The 20,908-nt window shown below is 62.1% G+C and carries 9 protein-coding genes; all 9 read right to left on the reverse strand.

Annotated features, from left to right (window positions below):
* Positions 1-40: 40 nt before the first annotated feature.
* Complete coding sequence (locus tag BFF94_RS27275) at positions 41-2,740, reverse strand: tetratricopeptide repeat protein (protein WP_219140076.1); 2,700 nt, start codon at positions 2,738-2,740, stop codon at positions 41-43.
* Positions 2,741-2,922: 182 nt separating this feature from the next.
* On the reverse strand, positions 2,923-4,311 hold the full coding sequence (locus BFF94_RS27280; RefSeq protein WP_219140077.1) for a hypothetical protein: 1,389 nt from the start codon (positions 4,309-4,311) through the stop codon (positions 2,923-2,925).
* Between the two features lie 27 nt (positions 4,312-4,338).
* Entirely contained in the window at positions 4,339-5,268 is a 930-nt protein-coding gene (locus BFF94_RS27285) for a hypothetical protein (RefSeq protein ID WP_128848675.1), read from the reverse strand.
* Positions 5,269-5,533: 265 nt separating this feature from the next.
* Entirely contained in the window at positions 5,534-6,379 is an 846-nt protein-coding gene (locus BFF94_RS27290) for a peptidylprolyl isomerase (protein ID WP_128848673.1), read from the reverse strand.
* Positions 6,380-6,457: 78 nt separating this feature from the next.
* Positions 6,458-8,191: a ShlB/FhaC/HecB family hemolysin secretion/activation protein gene (locus BFF94_RS27295; protein WP_128848699.1), complete on the reverse strand. Its 1,734-nt coding sequence runs from the start codon at positions 8,189-8,191 to the stop codon at positions 6,458-6,460.
* Between the two features lie 206 nt (positions 8,192-8,397).
* Positions 8,398-10,401, reverse strand: a complete 2,004-nt coding sequence (locus BFF94_RS27300) for a two-partner secretion domain-containing protein (protein WP_128848697.1) — start codon at positions 10,399-10,401, stop codon at positions 8,398-8,400.
* 80 nt (positions 10,402-10,481) lie between these two features.
* Positions 10,482-11,231, reverse strand: coding sequence for a hypothetical protein (locus tag BFF94_RS27305; protein ID WP_128848670.1), 750 nt, complete (start codon positions 11,229-11,231; stop codon positions 10,482-10,484).
* Positions 11,232-11,623: 392 nt separating this feature from the next.
* Entirely contained in the window at positions 11,624-11,887 is a 264-nt protein-coding gene (locus BFF94_RS27310; protein WP_128848667.1) for a YrhB domain-containing protein, read from the reverse strand.
* A complete protein-coding gene (locus BFF94_RS27315) occupies positions 11,884-20,898 on the reverse strand; it encodes a two-partner secretion domain-containing protein (RefSeq protein WP_128848665.1) in 9,015 nt (3,004 codons plus the stop codon). Before BFF94_RS27315 ends, BFF94_RS27310 begins: the two co-directional genes overlap by 4 nt.
* Between the last annotated feature and the right edge of the window lie 10 nt (positions 20,899-20,908).

Genomic DNA, 20,908 nt, shown 5'->3' on the forward strand with positions numbered 1-20,908 from the left:
ATTCCGGATGCGTCTCCGAACTCGCTGCATCCGGCCGTACTCAATGTAGTGTCGCGCTCAGATTCCCCGCGATATCGGCAGCACGCTGTTTTTCCGCGTCATCCAGTCGCTGAGCAATTCTCGCCTCGACGCGCGCCGCGGCAGAACCGTACTGCCGGAAACCGGCTATTGCATCGAAGCTCGCGCGCGAACGCTCGATCCATGCTGCGCCGAGCGCCCGGTCTCTCGGCAGGCCGTTGCCAGTCAGGAACCGGATACCGACCGCATACTGCATGAACGGATCGCCGAGCAATGCCTCGTTCAGGCTCGACAGGCCTTCCCATTGGCGATTGGCCGCCGCGGATGCGTTGACCGGCGGATCGCTCCACAACGTGGCGACCGGATCGGCCGGTATCAGCCAGCGCTTCTCGCCGGCCGACAGCCTCGCCTCCGTTCCCGGCGCAACGCTGCGCAGCGCCAGCGCGATCTCGGAGACCGCCGAGCCCCGTCGCGCGGCGCGGCGATGCAGGTCCAAGGCAGTGGTCTCGTTCAGGGTCACGCCGTCGCCCGTTTCGTACATCAGCGCAAGATCGCTTTCCGCCCATTGCGAACCGGCTGCGACCGCGCTTTCGAGCCACGTCGACGCTGCTTTCGGATCGCGCGCGACGCCACGTCCGTGCAGATAAGCAACACCGACCATCCGCTTCGCCTCGACGCTCGACGGCGCGGCACGGAGTGCCCATGCGAAGGCCTCGTAGTCGTCGGTGCGTCCGCCGAGCCCGGTCGACAGGTGCCACGCGAGCGAACCCTGTGCCGACACGTTGCCCTGCTCCGCCGCGCGGCGAAACCAGTACATCGCCGCATCGAAGTCCGCCGGTACGCCATCTCCGAGGTCGTAGGCATCGCCGAGTGTCGACTGATACGTTGCTTCGCCGCGATCCGCGAGTTTCCATTGCCAGTACGCCCGCTCGTCGGCTGTAACGAAGCCTCTGTCGACCGACGCGAGGATGCGCATCGCGCCGACATTGTTGCCAGCAGCCGCTGCGCGGCACCAGCGCGCGGCATCGGCCGGATTGCGCGGCGTGCCATTGCCATCCAGATACATCGAGCACAGCATCGCTTGCGACCCGGCGTCGCCCAGCGTCGCGCCGCGTGTGAACCAGTCGAATGCGATCGCCGGCTGCGCGCGCCAATAGGCCGAGCCCAACGCCGAATACGCGGCGGGTACCTTGCGGCTCGCAAGATCCTCCAGCCATTGAAGCCCTGTCCTGCCAGCGAACGACATATGGCGCTCGTTCAGGTAGAAGCCGACCGATACGCCGGCAGCGTGATCGCCGGCGTCGGCGGCCTGCGTCAGGTAGCGCAGGCCCGTTTGTTCGTCGCGTGGCACGCCGGCGGTACCCGACAGATATTGATAGCCGACCCAGCGCGCCGCCTCGACGTTGCCGTGATCCGCGGCGAACCGAAACCATTGCATCGCCTGCGTCCGGTCGACGCTCGTGCCTTCTCCGCGCCAGGCCATGCCGGCGGCCATCAGCGCGGCCGCGCCGTCGCCGCGATCCGCACCGCGCTTCGCCAGTCGAAACGCCTTGCGCATGTCCACCGGCTCATCGTCGCCGCGCGCCGCGTAACGGGACAGATTGGCCGCCGCGGCGCCATTACCCTGCGCGTCGGCCTTTTCGAACCACGGTTTGGCGGCGACCGGATTCGGCTGCGTCCCCAGGCCGTTCTGCAGCATCGCGCCGAGATCGTTCTGGGCCACGGCCAGGCCCGCATCCGCCGCGCCCTGCATCCATCCCAGTGCCGCCTCCTTGTCGACCGGGCCGCCCCGTCCGAACAGATAGAGGTTCGCCAATGCGTAACGCGCCTGCGCATCGCCGGCGAGCGCCGCCTTCCGGTACCAGTCGCGCGCCTTCGCAGCGTCGCGCGGCACGCCCGTCCCGCTGTTGTACAGATCGCCGAGCCTGCGCTGCGCGTAGGGCGAGCCGGCAAGCGCCGCGGTCGACATCAGGCTGAAGCCGCGACGCGCGTCCTGTGGCATGCCGATGCCGGCAAGATAAAGATTGGCCAGCACCGCCTGCGCTTCGGTATGGTTCTGGTCCGCCGCGGCGCGCAGCCACTTCGTCCCCTCGCCGACATCGCGCGGCACCCCGTCGCCCCGGACGAGCATCAGGCCCAGAATGAACTGCCCGTTCGGTTCGCCGCCCGCCGCCGCACGCGACAACCACGCCGCCGCGACTACCGGATCGCGCACCACGCCGCGGCCGGCCAGCGCGAATTTCCCCGCGTTGGTCGCGCCCGCCGGCGATCCGCCCTCGGCGGCCGTCACGAAATAGCGATAGGCCGCAACATCGTCGGCGGGTTGGCCGTCGCCGTCAGCGCTCATCCCGCCGAGCTGGTTCGCCGACGCCGCGTCGCCGTCGCGCGCCGCCGACACGAACCACGCGTGCGCCGCCGCCAGGTCGCGCGGCTGCGCGACACCATCGTAGTAGATGTAGCCCAGTGCGCGCTTGGCCACCGTCGAACCGTCGCTCGCCGCCGATTCGAGGATCATCATCCCGCGCGGCGGGTCAGGACGAGCCGCGTAGCCATGCAGCACCATTTGACCGTAGAGCGCGCGGGCCGTGAGGTTGCCGGTCCCTGCGTCCTGCCTGCACAAGCTGCGGATCCGCGCGGGTTTGTCCTTCAGCGGAAGGCTGCCGAATCGCACGTTCAGTGCGAGCGAGCATGGCGTCGTGTCGTCGTTGACTGGAACGGACACGGCACTTCGAATTGCCGGCATCGCGGCAAGCGGCGCCGTCGGCTGGAGTGCAGCCGTACTACCGAATCCGACGGTCAGCCCTGCGATCAAGCCTATGGCCCCGATCGACCATTTCAGCGCAGGTCCGACGAAGTCGGTACGCGGCCCCGCCGGAACGCGTCGCCGATGTTTGCCCACCGGTTTCATGGCTTCACGATTGTGATGTTCTTGATGATGACGTCGGTCCTGCCGTCTTCATCGTCGATCGACTTGTTCATTTCGATTCCGTAATCAGGCAGCCATACGGAACGAACGCGAACCGTCTTCCCGTCCTTGTGGACCTGGCTGCAATCCAGATTGATCGCGTTGCCCGTCAACGTGCCGAAGATCGACGATGCGGGCTCCGTCTTACCGATTTCGCATCGACGGGTCAGTTGGCCGTGGCTGGACGGTTGCGGCAGCGCAATCTCGACACGCTTTCCCTCCGTCATCGGTTCGTTCGCCAGCGCGATCGCCGAGGTTTTCGTTTGTGTACCGAGCATCGTTGCATCGAAGCGACCGTTGACGTCCTGGGTCATCAGATCCGCGATTCCGTACCACATGTCGAACGACACCCAGCGCGGGTTCCCGGACGTGCTCTTCGGGGTCAACAGATCGACGACCACGCCGTTGTTGTGTCGATTGACATAGGTGTCGATATATGGCCCCGAAGCCTTCGGCGTCATCTTGTTCACCCATTCACCATCGACGATCAGGCGCGCATACGGAAACGGCCGGCTGCCGTCGGGCGGCAACTGGCTGCGAATCGCGTCCGGCAAGCGACGATCGTCGAAGACTTCATCCCGATACGCGAAGGGATCGGCAAGCACGGTCTCGCTCGCCGACTTGCCTTCGGACATCATCTTGAAGAAGTCATAGGTCGCACGGCGCTGTTCCGGCTCGGGAAGCCTATCGATCAGGTCATACACAAGCCCGATCGATGCGCAACTGCTCGGCGTGTCCTTCTTGAAAAACTCCGGCCGCGAAGCGATTGCATTCAGGCGTGCCTCGACTTCAAGCAATTCCGCGACGGTGTAATGCTCGTCTTGCGATGATGCGTCGCGCTTCGCGGCGTCGATGTCCACCAGTTCGAACAAATTACGCAGCACCTTCGGCGACGACGTCTTCGCCAGCGACACCAAATCGCCGCCACTGGCCAGCTTCACTGCCTCGCAACCGTTTTGCGAGTCGCTGGAAATAATCTTCATGAGCCGAAGGAGCTTCAGGCGCTCGGCAGCGGGCAACATCGTGCCCGCCTCCCCGGCCAGTAGGCCGCGCCGGCTGCGCAGTTTGGCAATATAGTCCGGATCTTGCAAGATCCGGGTGAACCATGCGGTCATGATCTGCCCGTTTTCCGAGTCGGGATCCAGACCGCTCTGCGCGAAGTATGCGCGCGCGCGTTCGGTGATTTGCGCGGGCGTCAAGTTGATCGCCGGATTCGCTTCCGGCGCCGACGTCGTCGGTTCGGCAGGAGTACTCTGCACGCCCAATCCATATGCCGTTGCGGTCGCAACGGACAGCAACACCCCGAAAAGGCCTGTCTTTATTTTCATCTTGTCGAAATTCGATTGTGTTTATGCTCACTGCATCGGTGCGACTTCGAGCTTCACGATCAAGCCGTCAACATAACTGACCTTGACCGGCAAGCCGGACCGGATCGGTCCGCCATGCGATGCGGTATTGTTGAAGCCACCCGTTATCACATAGTCCGAGTAGGAGAAGCATACCTGTCTGACACAGAAACGCTCCATCGCGTGACCGCCATAAGGCATGGGTTCGAAGGCAGTCACGTCGCCTTCCACCACACGAACCTCACCGGAAGCGATTGCATTCCTGATGCGATGTGCGGCGCCATACGTGCTTCCGAACGCGATGGTTGTCCACAGTATCGCAAAGCCCAACCAGATGAACGGGAAGACCTTGCGCATGAAGGCAGGCCCCTGCATCGGAAGATCGTTGCGAAACCAGACAAATACAACACCGATCGCCACGAAGCATAGCCCCAATGCCGGAAACGTCCAGTTCGCACATCCACCGTTGGCGCAGTCGAATACGATCCGATAGGCGTCGCCAGACACAGCAGGTGATGCGTTGCCGGTCAGACTCGTCAGGGCGTTTCGCAGGCTCGGGCCGCCGATCAACGTGCAACCGATCAAAAGCGCAATCACGCCAATGCTCATGGTGATGGCCATCGCCTTGACAGTACGCTCCGTAACATTCTCGGCTGGGTAGCCAAACTGGTCCATGAGCCTGAGTTCGACGACCTTTCGTGCGCCGCCAGTGAAGATCCACCACGCGGTTCCCGATGCCGTGGCCGCAATGACACCCCAAAATGCCGTCGCCAGCAGTACATCGCCATGCGACGGGTTCATAAAATCCCATATGTCATGAGCTTGGCCGGAGAGGATGCCAGTGCCCATCACGATCCACGGAAATATCTGCAATCCGAAAAGAATCCGGCCGTAGAAACGAGCCTGGTCGCGAAGCGTATCGCTCGGTAGAGTCGACATGCGTCTGCGCGAACAATGCACGTACTGGACTGCACTGAACACGATCGCAATCAGCCAGAAGTAGCGGCCGAGAATCTGAAAGAAATCGATGGCTGCCCCCGTTCAATGAGTGTCCCAGGCCGGTTGTGACACACGCCATCTTCCGCCTCATCGCTACTCCGACGATTCGATACGAGACCGCCTTCATGTACGGTTCAGCGCAAGCCATCCGCAACGACGGCAGTGTGGCATGGCACATGCGGCAACACTATACCGACGGTCATTCCTACTGCTGAATCGTCGCACTCTTGAGCAAACCGCCGACGAACTGCGCACTCGCCTTTTCCAGCGCAAGCGCCTCGAGTTGCTGACGGATCGTCGCCTGCGCCTGCTTGAACGCCGGCACCTGCGTCGGCCGCTTCGCATCGAGCTTCACGATCATCCGTGCGCCGTCGACCGGAATTGACTCGGGTGTGATGGCGCCGGCAGGTAGCTTCTCAAGCGCCTGTGCGATCGCGACGGGCAGGCCAGACGTCTTGCCTTCCGTCGCCGGCGTCTTGAAACTCACCCACGGCAGTTCCCCGCCCGTATCGCGGCTCGGCGCGATGCTGTATTGACGCGCAAGTCCTTCAAACGATTTGCCCGCTTTCAGTTCGCTCAGCACGGTCGCTGCCGTCGCGGCGTCGCGAACCACGATCAATCGCGGCTTGTACTCGTCCTTGCCGAGCGACGCGACGATCTCGTCGTAACGCGACTTGACTTGCGCATCCGTTACCGGCTCCGGCTTCACGTTGTCTTTCAGATATAGCTGCGTCTCCGCGTTGGACTTGGCTACCTGCATCGCCGCCTGGACTTCCGGCTTGCTGCCATAGTTCGCTTTCTCCGCTGCCTGCTGGATCAGTACACGTGCGATCAGTTGATTCTTGATCGCCTGACGTACCTGCGGCGTATCCGGTTGCCGCGATGCACGCAGCACTGCGTCGACTTCCACCTGTGTGATCGCGGTACCGTTGACCATCGCAACGGCGCCCGCCGCCTGCGGTACGGCGGACGTCTGTGCAAGCGCCGAGCCGGTCATTGCCGCGGTAAGGGCAAATGCCGACAGTGTGTAGCTCAGTTTCGTTTTCGTCATCGTTTCGAAAGTCCAATAAATGAGCGCACAAGGACGTCCTGCGCAAATGCGCGCCCTCTGGGTAGCAGATACAGCCGATCAGTAGTTCCAGTTCACCGTCGCCAACACCAACGTCGCCTTCGGTCCGAGTGCAGCCGGCTGTGTCAGCGCACGCCCGACCAAAACCTCGCCTGAAAGGAACTGCTTGTGCCACTGCCATTGCGCCCGCAATCCGGCGCCCGCCCCGGCGAGTGTCGGGAAGCCTGGTATCGAGACCAGACCTGCCTTACCGGCGTCGACAAACACATACGGTTCGATTCGACCGTCCTTCCATGCCGGCGCGTTCACCCACGCCAGTTCGTTGCGCGAGTAGAAACCACGATCGCCGGCGATCTCGCCCGAACGAAAACCACGCACGGTGTCCATCCCACCGAGGTACAGCTGCTCGGATCCGAACAGCGCCATATTCGTATACTGGCCGCTCAATGCCCCTCGATATGCAAGCAGCGCTTGGCCAATCTTCGGCAACGGCAGCGTGAACGCAGCGGTCGCATCTACCTTCGTGAACTGGCTGTGCGCTTCGTCGCGCGTGATGCCGTGCGGATCGTGATTCGCGCCGAACCACGGCAGGCCCTGCGACAGCCCGCCGTTGACCGTGAAATTGCCTTGCGCGTCGTTCATCACGAACTTGTGCAGCCAGTTGCCGCCAAGGCGGAGCACGGCGACGCGCTGGGGATCGAGATCGATTCCGTTGACCTCTCGGTCGGTGCGTCGCCACGACACCGTCGCGTCGACACTGGTGATGTCGCTCACGGTGCGACTGACCAGATAATTCCAGCCGAAGATATGCGAAAGCGTGCGTCCGTATTCGAGCGCGGTCGTGCCGATCACCTGCTGATATTCCGAATCGGAAATCGTATAGCTGAACGTATGGCGACCGAACGGCACGGCGAACGAACCGACGATCGCGTTGCTGTCGAGGCTGTCGAGAAAATTCAGGCTCAGCGATTCCTGCAGGCCGAGCAGGTTGTCGGCCTCGACGCCTGCGCGATAGCGCGTTACGCCGGTAGCCGAGCTGCCGTAGTTGTCGACGCCGAGCGTGTAGTAGAGGCGATCGCCCGGTTTGTTGCCGATGTCGACGATCGATTCGCCCGGGCTCTGGCCAGGGAGGATCTGGACCGTCGCCTGATTGCGGCGCAGGCGGTTGATCTGCGCGACGCCCTGGTCGATGTCCGACAGGCGCAGCGGATCGCCGGGCGATGCCGGAAACGCGTTCTCGTAGCCTGCGTCCGTGAACCAGCCGCCGCCGGACGAACGCTCGCCCGGCTTCAGTCGATGGATCGGCACGCCGTTGATCGTGAAGCCGGCGATCCGGCCGACCTGAATCGTGACCGTCAGCGTGCCCGTCGCCAGATTCTGCGGGCCAAGCAACGCGCGGGTCGTGGCGAAGCCGGCCTCGACGAACACATCCGTCAACCGCTTGAGCATCACGTTGATGCGATGCGAGCCGAGATCGTGATTCGCAAACGGCACGACGACGGCGTCGAGCTTCGCGCTCGAAATGCCGCCGGGCGGAACGAACGGCTTGCCGTCCGGCGTTTGCAGCACGATCCGGTTGACCGGGAAGGTCGGCCCGGATTCCTTGATTGCATCGACCGGCGTGTCCGGCGGAACGTCGAGCGTCGTCTCCGTCGTCGGCGCGACCGTGATCGATGCAGGCGGCTGTTCGAGCTGGCGCTGGCGCGCCTGTTCACGTTGCTGCTCGATGATCAGTTGCGCCGGATCCTGCACGGGACGGCCGGCCGGGGGCGAGGTTTGCGCATGCGCCGGCATATGGAGCGCAGCGAGGCTCGCGACCAGCAGCGGCAGCTTCAGACGGGGGAATACGCGTGTTTTCATCGTTGTTGTGCGTGCAGGTGCCCGAGCGTTGATGCGGCCGTGCCGGCCGTGCCGCTCTTCGAGGCGGCGATGACGATCACGAAGGCAAGGAAGGCGACGGCCGCCAGCCCGAGTCGATTTTTTGTTCGATAAGTCATCCGTTATCGCCACCACCACGTCGTCAGGCCGAGATGCTGGTCGATCTGGACGGGTGTGCGCGACGGCGCGCGCACGGTGGTGATGCCACCGGCCGCCGTGACGCCCTTCCCGCCGCTGAACGAGCCGCCGTCGATCACGCCGTCGCCGGTCAGCGTCACGCTGCCGTTCGCGGTGAACCCGCCGCCGATGTCCATCGCAATGATCTGCGCCCACGTGCTGCCGAAGAACGCCTTGAAGCCGCGGTGCTGATTGATGGCCGAGTAGCCGGTCACGCCCTGCGCGTAGGTCACGGGGGCGTCGACCTTGATGTCACCGGTCGCGAAGACGTTGCCGCCGACGTTGCGCGCGACCGTGCCGGCCTTGATGCCGATGTTGCCGCCCGCCTGGATCGTGCCGCCGTATGGCGTGACGTTGCTCGACGCGTCGGCGTGGCAGAAGATCCAGCAGCTGCGCGTATAGCTCGCCTGACCGGTGAAAACGGCGGCGTTGGTGAAGGCGTTCTGGGCGGTGATGTTGACGTCGCTGTCGTTCGACTGGACGATCCCGCCGGTATTCGTGAAGTTGCGGCTCGTGATCGTCACCGGACCGTGGACGGCCGCGATATAGGCGAGCTGGTCCGGGTTGCTGACGGTGCCGTAGTCGACGTTGAAACCGCTCGTCGTGTGCGTGAAGAACAGGAAGCTGCCGCCGCGATCCGAGTAGGCGGTCGGCTGGCCTCCGTTCGTGCCGCTGGTGTGGTCGATCGTGTTTTGCACGTCGCCGGCTGCGTTGAGGCTCACTGCGCCGTTCGACAGGATGCGGGCGTTGTCGTTGATGATGTTGCCGCCGGCGGTCAGCTTCGTCTGGCCGTTTGCAGAAAACACAATCCCAAGGTTGCTCGCGCTCGACCGGTTCGTGATGTCGCCGGTGGCGTTGAGGATCACGTCGCCACCGGTAGTGGTGCCGTCGCTCGCCGTCGCTCCCGCCTGAATCAGGCTGCCCGTGCTGGCGATCGCACCGCTGCTCGTCAGCGTAACCGTGTTGCCCGCGCTCAGGGTGGTCGAGCCGGTAGCGTCGTCGGTCAGGGAGATGTTGGCGGCCTGAACGGTTGTATCGTTCGCCGCGGTGACCTGTGCGCCCTGCAGCGAAACGGTTCCGGGCGTCGTCAGTGCGACGTCGCGTTCCGCTTTCACGGAACCATCCGCGATCGTGATGTCGCCGTTCGCCGTGACGACGACGTCACCGGCGTTCGCATAGACTTTGCCGAGGCTGTGCACACCAGCGCCTTGGTCGGTGACGATCAGTTGGACGCGACCGGCGGTAAGGCCGCCGGCTGCAGTGATGTCGACCGCGACGGCGTTGCTTTTTGTGCCGGGAGACGTCGTGCCGATCAGCCAGTCATGGCCGTTGTCGGACGGCGAGAAGCTGGTGTCGTAGTTCGCGGTGCTGTCGCCAACGATTGCGCGGATACCGCTCGTCGAACTCGTGAAATCGTTGGTGACGGGGCCGTTGATGCTGAGCTGCTTCGCGATCAGGTCGAGGTTGACCAGCGTGCCGGACAGGCCGCCGGGGCCGATCGCGATACCGCCTCGGTTGGTCGTCAGCGAGACGTTGCGCTGGATAACGCCCGGTGCGATCGTGAGATCGTTGAAGCTGACCTGGCCGGTCGACAACACGACGTGGCCCGTGTTCGTGAAGCTCCCCCCATCTACCGTGATGCCGTTCGGGTTCGCCAGAATCACATTCGCGCGCGGGCCGAGAACGTTGATGTTGCCCTGGATCAGCGACGGGTTCGTGCTCGTGACCTGGTTGACGATCGTGCGCGCGTTGATGCCGACGTTGTTGAGGTCGGCACCGGCTTTCGAGACGTTGAAGGACGAGTAGGTGTTGTTCGACACGCCGCCGATGGCGGGGGCGACGTTGACGGTTTGGCGGCCGTTTGCGCCTACCGAAACGGATGTCGCGGTACCGCCATCAGGAACGATGGTCGCGGCGTGCGCAGCACCCTGCCAGGCCGGACACGACATCACTAGCAATGCTAAAAGATGCTGGATGCGCGTGAGTCGCTCGATGTCATCGATTTTCATCATGTCGTTCCCGCGACGGGTTATTTTTGACTGACACTCGTTGATTGAGACACGCCCTTCCCTGCCAGCAACGCAGCGTGAAACTGTGGCACAAAGCCCATGAGCGCCTCGTCAATCCCCTGAATTGCATGAGGCAAATCTTTCAGAAGATCAGCGTAAAACGGGTAGGTATACGGGATCGATTCCTTGGCATCCTGGCTGGAATTCAGATCCGCATTTTTACTGCCGCCCCTGCTGGATTTCGGGCTTATATAAGCGGGAGGCGGGAGGAAAATATTCTGTGAGAAAATAGGGTCGAACGTACCAGCCAAAAAAATGCGAATTTGACTGCTCACCGACCGAACATATGGCCAACCCAACCCGTTCGCACCATATCCCGTAATGACTGGCGCAATCATGATTGCATCCGCACCGGTATAAGCGCCCCCTTTCAAAACCGGGTGGAACCAATCGCCCGCAATTTGCGGCAAACCAGCCTGCCCAAGTTCGACTTCCTTCACCTGATAGCCTTGTGCTCGCAGTTCGGCCTCAAGTGCGTCAATGAACTTGCGGTTCAGCCCGGTATCGCCAAGCTCACTCTTGACGACGCTGTCAAAATCCTTGTTGGTACGGGTCGATACCGCTGCCGTTCCGCCAGCTATTGCTCCGCCAACAGCAGCAGCCAGCAGTCCTACGCCGGGAATCGGAACGATTATTGGCCCGCCAGCGGTGACCGCAAAATACGTGGTTGGCTTCGGTACATTGACCGCAATCGTCTTGATCGATGACATTTTCTGTACATCGAAGTCGACTGGAGGTTTAGACGCGCATGCGCTCAGAAAGAGCGCACAACAAATCACTGCACTTCGATTAATTTTTATCATATTAAACACCATTAATCGTGACGAACCATACCGACCACACAAGCACAATAATTCGGAAAACCAGCCCCCCGCACAAGCGCGATCTTTGGTTTATAAAGATCGTGAATCCTATCTGAAACAGCGGGTTAAATATCCTGTAAATTTCAAACGCATCTGAAATCATTTCTATTTTTAACTATCACTCTGCGCAAGCAATCCGCCCCCTGATGTCAGAACTCCAAACATCAGCCGCTTTAGCCACCCGTCAATTGTCACTTAAGTAATACTGCGCGATGCAATTTCTTGCATCAAGAACATGTTCACTCGCGCTTACCAAATCCCAACACCACTCCCGCCTTGGAAACTCTAAGAGGAATATTCCCCGCAAGTAGATAAGCTGGGTCACCAGTACTCAAGTACAAGGCTGATTGATAATGGAAGAGCCAGTATTCACCGCAGTCCACGATTTTTTCCGTCGACACGACCCATCGATCATCTTCAATAGAATTATGTGGGGTACGAACTGACTCGTTGAGATAGCTCTCTGCAATCTCAATTGCGGCCGCTAGAGAAATTTCAGTCATTTCGCACCAATTGGTTTCACGGGCATAAACAGCAAATTCGGAAAGCCTGCTGGGTTTGCAACAGTACCCGTTTGTCCATCGAGATATCTAATAGTGCCATTCTGATTGACAACATTGAATACGTGCCCCACATCTGATCCGGCAGGCGGAAAGCCGTACACAATCCCAGTCGCACCATTGCCTTGTTGAAGCAACGACTGCTCAATGCTGCTCGTCGTCGCCGGCGCGAACCTACTCCCGAACTGCTTCTGAAGAACAAGGATGCTCGTCGGACTACCAGGCAGCGCACTCGCTGGATTACCGCGCAACGTAGCATCGGTCGCTATTGCGCAGTTGACGCAGTTCATGTCACCGCCGGTTGGATTGACATTCCTGATACTACCAGCCGCCGGCACCGTACCATCCGCCGTTGCACTGCTTACTCTCGAACCTCCAAGCAGCGACGCAGCCCCAACCGTTCCCACCAGCGACACCAGACTCCCATAGTCTGGATCATCATAAGGAAGCATCGCACCACTCAGGAACGGCACGTAGCCAGGGTAACCCGGCAAAACGCCGTTCCCGATCAGATTCGGAATTGCCTCAACCGCTCCGACTGCCGTGTTCCATACAGCACGTCCTGTATCTGCGGCTGCGCTTTTCAACGTACCGCAGTTATGTCCCGCTGCACACGTGTTGTTCTGCGTCTCATTTTGAGCCGCCGTCATCGCAGCCAGCGCGTTCTGACCCAGCAAGCCAGCCGCCGCGCCACCAAGTAGCGACGTCGCCGTCACAATCGCCGCAAGCTGCCCTTGGTCGGTGATGCCCTGCCCGCCGGTTACCGCAGTCGCGATCGCATTCGCCGTCATCGCCGACACAGCCCCACCAATCGCACCACCGCCGCACCCTTGCCCCGTTGCCGCACCTGCAGCACAGCCAAGCGCTGCATGAGCCGCCACATACGCCGCACCGGTCAGTGTGCCGTCTTGGTTCAGATTGCCGATCGTGTAGGCAATCGACGCCGCCGCGTTCGTCGCCGCGCTATCGCGCAGGTTCGTCAGGAAGCTGCCACCTCGCAATGTCGTCTGAACCGTCGCCTGGAGCACCGACTCGGCTGCAAGTGCACCAATCGCCGTCGGGAGCGAACCCGATGCGGCACCAGCCTGCGGCACCAGCGTATTTCCTACCGACTGCACACCCGCCAGCGCGGCCAGGCTGTTCTGCGAGGCATTCCACGACCAGCCAAGGCTACCGTTATCGAACGTGATGCCGTTCGTCAGTCCCGCCGTCAGTCCTGCGACACCGCCAGTCTCCAGCATCTTCCCAACACTGAACGAGCCGCCGGAATTCAGTTGGCTCATCGTGCTATTCATCATGCCGGCGAACCCGGCCGACAAGGCAAGGTTCGCCGTGCCCGCGCCAATCGCCGCCGTCGTCGTAGTCGCGGGCACGGCCGCTGCAAAGGTCGTCCCCGCGCTTGCCGAAGCCAGCGCGCCAACGGCCGCCGATGCCGCCACCCCTGACATGATCGAGAGGCCGGTAATGACTGCCGTCATGAAGAGCTGGTCGTACCACGCGTCGGCGTCGAGAACCTTGGTATCGAGATGGTCGGTGACGGTCTGTTGCGTGAAGTTGCCGCCGAGCTGCCCCTTCAGATTCGCCAGCATCGCTTGGGTACCAGCCGTGTCGACGGCACCGTCCGCGCCGATTTTCTGGAGCGCTCCGCCGATCTGATTCAGGCTTTGTACTTGAAGATCGTAGTTGGCGGCGGACATGAAGCCGCCTTGCTGCGCCACGGTGCCCGTGGTCTCCAGCGTCACGCCCTCCGGACCTTTCTGATAAATCGTCCCGACATCCGTCGAGCGTTGTTCGTTGGTCAGCGAATTCGTGTTGACCGTCAGGTTCTGCGCCGTGACAGTGCCGGTGTTCAGGATGCTGTTGGCGTAGTTGAGCGTGACGTTGGTGCCCGTGATTTCGCCATCAGCGTTCACCACCGCAAAGTTCTTCGGCAGCAGCACCTCGGGCATCAACGCCTGCACCATCGGGCAGGCTGCGCCGCCGGTCGTGCTGCATCCCGGCTCCGGCACGGACTGCTCGACATACCAGAGCATCGGCGAGTTGATCTGCGCGAGCTGCGCATCGCTCAGCTTCGTGCCGAGCGACACATTGTTTTTCTCCGCATATTCGAGCGCTGCGCCGTACAGCGCCGTCTTGTCCTGATTGTTGATCGACGCCTGGCCCGTGCTGTCAGTCGCACTCGTCGTGCTGTAAAAGCTGCTCTTGCCGGTTGCCTGCAACGCAGCCTGCTCGATCTGCTGATTCTCGGTATACGGATCGTAGTAGAACGGGACAGTGCTCGGCCGCAGATTGGCCGGCAATGCAGCAACCAACGACGCCGACGAGATCGAATTCACGACCTGAGCCGCCGGATTGTTCGTCAAATATGTTGCCGTGACCGTCTCGCCCGTCACCGTCTCGACGGTCGTGCTGAGCGGCGTACCAGCGATTGGCGTAGCCGCCGAGCCAAGCGATGCGCCCACCGGACGAGTCGTGACCGTAACCACCGGTGCGACCGGCTGGCCGACCGTCTGCGTCCCGATAGGGGTATTGGCCGGCAAGCCCGTCGTGCCCGTGACCGACGTCGGACGCCCATTTTGGTCGGTGACCAGCCCGGCATTGTTCACTGCATTCGCGACGGAGCTCGGCAGCGTCGGCGGAGCCAGCGAAATGACCTGCCCCGAGACGACCGGAGGCGGCGTAAATACGTTCGGGTTCGTGATCCCGTTGACCAGCTGCGAGCCCGTCAGCGTGATCGATTGACCTATCACGTTACCGGTGTTGTTCAGCGTCGGCGAATGCACGCTCAGGTTGCCCGCCTGAATCGTGCCGGGCACGAAGTCCGGCAGCCCGACGTTTGACGGCAGGCCTGAAGTGGCTTGTGCGTCTCCGGCGTTGAACGCACCGCCATACAGGTTTTGACAGGTCGACGCCATGCCCAGACAACCCCACGTCCGCGTGCCGAGCGGATTGCCGGTCCAGTACGCATGCAGGTACTGGTTATCGCTCGATGCGCTTTGGGTCGCATTAATCGTCGCGGTATTCAATGCCGTGACGAGACTCCCGGTGTTGCTGAACACGCTCGTCGTGATCGACAGATTGTTGTTGGCCGTGATCGTCGACGGCCTGGCCGACTGCACCTCGACATACGCTTCGCAATTCTGTCCGCAACCGGTGTAGGGCGATGCCGACCCGTAGTTCTGGTGAACCGTGACCGGTGCGGCGATCGTGTTCGTCACGCTCGCCGCGTTGATTTGCACGTTGTTGCCCGCCTCGATCGCGGCCGAGGTGTTCGTGACGCTGGCGGCTTGCGTCGGGTTCGTCGCGGTCGTGCCAGCGCCGCCGATGACGACATCGTTCTTCGCAACCAAATTTCCGTACGTATTGCTGACCTGATTGGCAGCGATGACGATGTCGTGGCCCGCGGTAACGTTGCTATTGGCCTGCTGATAGCTATACAACTCCGAGTTCGGATTGGTCGTATGCAGCGACGTGCAACCCGCATTCGAGACGCCCGATGCACAACCGGCCGTCACCGACTTCGAGCCGACATTCGATCCCTGATTCGTGAAGCTCGCCGCTTGAATCGTGACGTCGTTGCCAGCCGCGAGCGTGCCGGTGTTGGTCAGATTGCCGCCGGACACATTGAGGTTATGTCCTGCAAGCACTTGACCGGCAGTGCCCTGCACGGTCGTACTCTGCGACACGGACGGAATCGTGACCGTCGACGGCGCATTGATCGTGAACGTCGTCGGCATGCCGATGTTGTACGAGCAATGGCTGTTCAGATCGCACGCATGAATCCCCGTACCATAAATACCGCCCCCCATTTCTCCCGGATGCGTGTTAACACTTTGATAGACCGCGATCGGCGTGCCGCCTTGCCCCAGGAATCCACTAGCTGATGCCCCGCTCAACGCGGCCAAGCCCGACAACAACGTATTCAGCCCGGTCGCGTCGACCGTATCCGTCACCGTCGACGTATAGGAACGGGCCTCATTGTTCAACGTCTGGACGTTCAGCGACGCGTCATTTCCAGCGCTGACAGTACCGCCCTGATTATTAAGGGTCTGAGCATTCAGCGAAAGATTGTGGCCAGCCGCGATCACCGACGGCGGCCCGGAAACGGCACCCGCCGTCGTCGTGGTTTCGGTCACGGTCGGCAACGTAAAGGTCTGACTGATACCGGCATTCGGTACGTTCGCGGACTGCACATACCAGTAGGCCGCGCCAAGACTCCCCAACGGAGGTTGTCCCTGCGATGCGCTTCCCGGCACTTGCACCATCGTGAACGTGCCGGTCGATGCGATCGGCGCTTGCGTGATCGCCACGCCGACCGGAGACAATAAATCGCCCAGCGTTGCCTGCTGCGTGAGCGGAATGTTTTCCATCGGCACGTGATCGCCAGCGCCGGGGAAGAAGAACTGGTAATTGATCGTTCCGATGACGGTCGACCACAACAGACCGGGGTTATCCACCACCCTCGTTGTTGTCGTGCTGGCCGCGCTCGACGATATCGCTGCGTTGTTGACGTTGTTGGCCGTGATCGACAGGTCGTTCGTGGCCGTCAAATGCCCACCGGCATTGCCGAGATCGCCCGATAACGTGATGGTCGCATTGCCGCTGCCGGCCGGCCCATTGCTCGTGCCGACCTGGGTCGTACCGTTCGAATTGTCGTAGCTGGTCCCCGAAATCGATAGCGTGTTGTTCGCCTGCACCGTGCCGGTATTCGTTCCCGATCCGTTCAACGTCAGGGCATTGGCTACCACCGTGCCGCTCGACTGGTTGGCGAGGGAGCCATTGATCGTCAGGTCGTTACCGTTGATCGTGCCGGTGTTGCCAACGGCGCTGTTCAGCGTCAGCGAACCGGTGCCTTGATTGATCGTTCCTGCGTTCGTGATGCCTTGCGCGGCCGTGACTGTCACGGCCCTTGCCGGGAGCGTCCAAGTACCCGAGTTGTTCACCGACAACGCAGAAAGATTGACGCCGTTGGTACCGTCGATCGTCCCCAAGGCCCCAGCCGACGGATCGAGCGTCTGGTTCGGCAGATTCAGCGTCGCGATGTTCTGCGCGAGAATTTTGCCGTTTGCATTGTTGAAAGAGCCGTTACCGCCAGTGACCGTGACCGTGGTGTTGCCAGTCGCGGTCGTTGGGTTTTGGACATCGCCGGCGAAGATCAGCCCGGAGTTGCTCAAGCTGCCGGTTGTCAGGTTCAGCGCGTTCGTCGCGAGCAACGAACCGGAATTGGTCGTCGCGTTGCTGACGTTGATATTCGCGGCCGGGCCGTAGATCGAACCGCTGTTGTTCAGATTCGTCGCGTTGACGGCTGCGGTTTGCAGCGACGACAGGCTCCCCGTGTTCGTGACGTTGAAACCCGAGACGTTCAGATTGCCGCCAGCCATCTGCGTGCCGACGTTCGAAATCGAGTTGCCGCTCAAGCTCGCATCGCCCTTGAACGCTGCGGTGCCGCCCGTGGTCAGGTTCTGCGATGCCGTGATTTGCGTCGTGCCACCGACTACTGCGTTCGCGGTCGTGACATTCGTCCCTTTCAGTGTGGCATTGCCATTCACCGACAGCGCAGGCGCGCTCGCGTCGAACTGTGCGTTGAGCTGGCCGGCAGAGGTATCGAGGTTGTTCGTTGCCGTGGCCGTCAGATTTCCGCCCACCGCCACGCCCTGCGTCGTGATGTTGTTTCCGACCAGCGTCGCGTCCTTCGACGCCGTGGTCTGACCGTTCAGCGTCAGGTTCTGCCCTGCGTTCAGGGTCGCGTTACCCGCTGTGGATACCGAACCGTTCGCGGTCAGGTTGCCGGACTTTGCGCTGATGCTCAGATCGCCAAGACTCTTGACGCTGCCTTGGGTATTGACGTCCGTACCGGCCGCGATCGTCGTCGCCCCGCCCGACAATGCATCACCCGTCAGCGTCGCGCTGCCGTTCGTCGCGGTCAGCGTGCTGGCACCTACAGCAGTCGTCGCACCGACCGACAGTTTGTTGCTCGCCGTCGCCGACAGGTTGTTGCCGGTCTGAATGTCCCCTGAGACATTGATGTTGTTACCGGCCTTCAGTGTCGTATCGTTCGCGACGCTGATCGAACCCGTGCCGTTCACGTCTCGGCCTGCCGTCACACTCGCGTTACCGGCATTGCTGACCGACAGACCGCCCTTCAGATTCGCATCGCGACCCGCCGAAATCGTTGTGCTCTGGCCGCTCTGCACGGTGCCGGCAACGGTCGCGTCCTGTCCGGCATTGATGTTCAGCGCGCCGGGTGTCGAAACCGTACCAGCGACCGAGACGCCGCCTGCACTCGATCCGATCAACGTATCGCCACCACCGTAGACGGTACCACCCAGGCTCACACCCTGCTGCCCCGTCGCGCTCAAGGCGCCCATCGACGAAACGTTGCCAGTCGTGCTCAGGGTTCCACCATTCGCCGCGAGCGTCATGTTGCCGACCGACGCCGCGCCGCCGTTCACCTGCGTGCTACCGCCCGAGGTCACGCTCAGGTTACCGCCGCTCGTGACGTTGCCGCCCAAGGTCGAGTTCTGCCCCGCGTGAATCGTGACCGCGCCAGGCGCGCTCACCGTCCCACCGAAACTGGCATTCGTGCCAGCCGCAGCGTCGATCGTGCTGCCACTTTGCACGGCGCCATTCAGATCAATCGCTTGCCCGGCATTCAAGTTAACGGCGCCCTGCGATGACATGACGTTGCCCTGGCCCGAAATCGCGCCGCCTTGCGCCGTGATCGACACCGGCCCCTGCGCCTGCGCGGTACCGCCGATCGCTGTGTTCTGGCCGGCCAAAATCGTCAGCGCGCCGTTCGACTGCGCGTTTCCATTCACAGTCGCAGAACCGGATTGCGCCTTGATCGACGCGTCACCGACCGACGCAACCGAACCGGTGACCGTAGCATTCCGCCCGGCCGTCATCTGCACACTGCTACCGCCGGCCAGATTGCCTGTTTCAGTCGCGTCGCGGCCAACGGTAATCGCAATCGCACCCGGCGCAGAGACGTTCGCGAGCGTCGCATCCTGACCGGCCGTGGCCGTCACCGCGCCGCCACTTTGCACGCCACCGCTATACGCAATGTTTTGGCTCGCCGACAGATTGACATTGCCTTGCGTCGTACCAATCGCACCGGCGCCCGTCAGGTTGCCGTTGGTGGCCGCGAGCGTTGTGTCGCCCGTCGTCGTCAGCGCCCCATTGACCGCCACGCTGCCGCCGGACACGTTCGCCGTTGCCGCCTGCGTCTGGCCACCGAGCGTGGTCGTGCCGCCGGATTGCACCGTCAGGACGCCGGGCGTCACAGCGGTCCCTGAAATGGTCGCGTCACCTGCTGTTGCCGTGATCGTGAGCGGCCCTTGCGCAGACGCCGTACCGCTCACTGTTGCGCTCTGGCCGGCCGCGATCGACAGCGCCGCGTTGCTGACTGCGTCGCCATTGATTTGCGCCGAACCCGTCGAAGCAGTAATCGACGTGTTGTCGACGCCCGATACAGAACCATTGACGGTCGCATTTCGCCCGCCAGTCAGGGCGACCGTGCTGCCACCTTGTACAGCACCGTTGACGGTTAAGTCTTGTCCAGCCTTTGCCGAAATCGTCCCCGGTGCACTCAGGCCACCGACAGTCAGGTTACCGTTCGTCGCCTGCAACGCAACGTCATGCGCCGAGAGCGAACCGATCGACATTGACTGGCCGGCCGTCAAATTCGCCGCGCCGTTTGCCGCGACAGATGCGGCACTCAGATTGCCGCCCGCGGTCATCGCGACGTTCTGCCCGGCCGACACTGAGCCCGGTGCATTGATATCGCCGTTCGCATTGACCGTGTAGTTCTGGTTCGCGAGCCCGGTACCGCTGATCGTCGTATTGCCCGCGCTGGTCAGGGTGACGTTCTGATTGGCAAACGTTTGACCGACCGACACGTCGCCGTTCGCATTGACGACCACGTTGCCCGCCGTAGCCGACAGCGGACCTTGCGTATTCACGCCCATGCCGGCCGCGGTCGACACGATATAGACCGTGCCGCTCGTCACCGAACCATACTGGTTCGCATCCACGGCAATCGCCTTGCCGATCGCGGCGGCGGTGTTCGTCGCGCCGTTGGCGGATGTACCGTAAGCGATGCCGCTCGCGCCGGACGTCGGCGTGACGAGCTGGTTGCCCGTTACCACGTTGACGCGCTGATCCGCGCGCAACGGTGCGTTGATGCTGACGCTTTGGCCGATGAGATCGATATTCCCGACCGTGCCTTCGATACCGGCGCCGGGCCCATTTACCCCTGCTGGACCGTCGATCGAGATGTTGCCTGAGCGAACGTCGAACGCCACCGCACCGGCGTGCGCGAAATCGGTCCCCGTACCGCCGACGCCAGTAAGAAACTGCGGAGTACCCGTCGTCAGCGTGAGACCGGGTACGTTTGTCAGCGCCATGCCGTTTACGGAGATTCCGCCTGGCGCCGCTACGATAACCGCAGCCGGCGCACCGAACACCTCGAGCGGCCCGTTCAACGTCGCGATATTGTTGGACGTGACCTGGTTGATGATGGTCGTCGCCGGCCGGCCGTTCAGGTTCGGGTTGGCGCCGAGCGTACCGCCGAGCAGCGGCGTGCCGGCCACAGTGCTGTTATTGAGCACGACGCCGCGCGAATCGATATCGAACGATTGGTACTGCCCAACGCTGATTCCATTTGCGTTGGCGCCGGGGATGTTGATCGCAGGCACACCCGTGCTCGTCTGAGTGACGGACGGCTGGAATGGGATGGGTGCACGCGGATCGACGATCGGCGAGGCATGCGCGGTTTGATCCGCGAGAAACACGGCCGGACTGAAATACATCACGACCGTCAAGATCCATGCAACTGCTTTGACCCAAAGCGAGTGCCCTTCGCTTGTCAGCGAAGCTTGATCGAAAATAATCGCGTGCTTGGCCGTTCCCCGTTGAACGTGCCGAATCTCAATATCGCGCATGGCGCGGCGCATGGTTGGTCTC

Source organism: Burkholderia catarinensis (assembly GCF_001883705.2).
Classification (GTDB): Bacteria; Pseudomonadota; Gammaproteobacteria; order Burkholderiales; family Burkholderiaceae; genus Burkholderia; species Burkholderia catarinensis.

Coding starts and splice junctions, on each gene's coding strand:
- BFF94_RS27280 (WP_219140077.1), bottom strand. CDS start 4,311: ATGAAAATAAAGACAGGCCTTTTCGGGGTGTTGCTGTCCGTTGCGACC.
- BFF94_RS27285 (WP_128848675.1), bottom strand. CDS start 5,268: ATGTCGACTCTACCGAGCGATACGCTTCGCGACCAGGCTCGTTTCTAC.
- BFF94_RS27290 (WP_128848673.1), bottom strand. CDS start 6,379: ATGACGAAAACGAAACTGAGCTACACACTGTCGGCATTTGCCCTTACC.
- BFF94_RS27295 (WP_128848699.1), bottom strand. CDS start 8,191: ATGCCGGCGCATGCGCAAACCTCGCCCCCGGCCGGCCGTCCCGTGCAG.
- BFF94_RS27300 (WP_128848697.1), bottom strand. CDS start 10,401: ATGTCGTGTCCGGCCTGGCAGGGTGCTGCGCACGCCGCGACCATCGTT.
- BFF94_RS27305 (WP_128848670.1), bottom strand. CDS start 11,231: ATGTCATCGATCAAGACGATTGCGGTCAATGTACCGAAGCCAACCACG.
- BFF94_RS27310 (WP_128848667.1), bottom strand. CDS start 11,887: ATGACTGAAATTTCTCTAGCGGCCGCAATTGAGATTGCAGAGAGCTAT.
- BFF94_RS27315 (WP_128848665.1), bottom strand. CDS start 20,898: ATGCGCCGCGCCATGCGCGATATTGAGATTCGGCACGTTCAACGGGGA.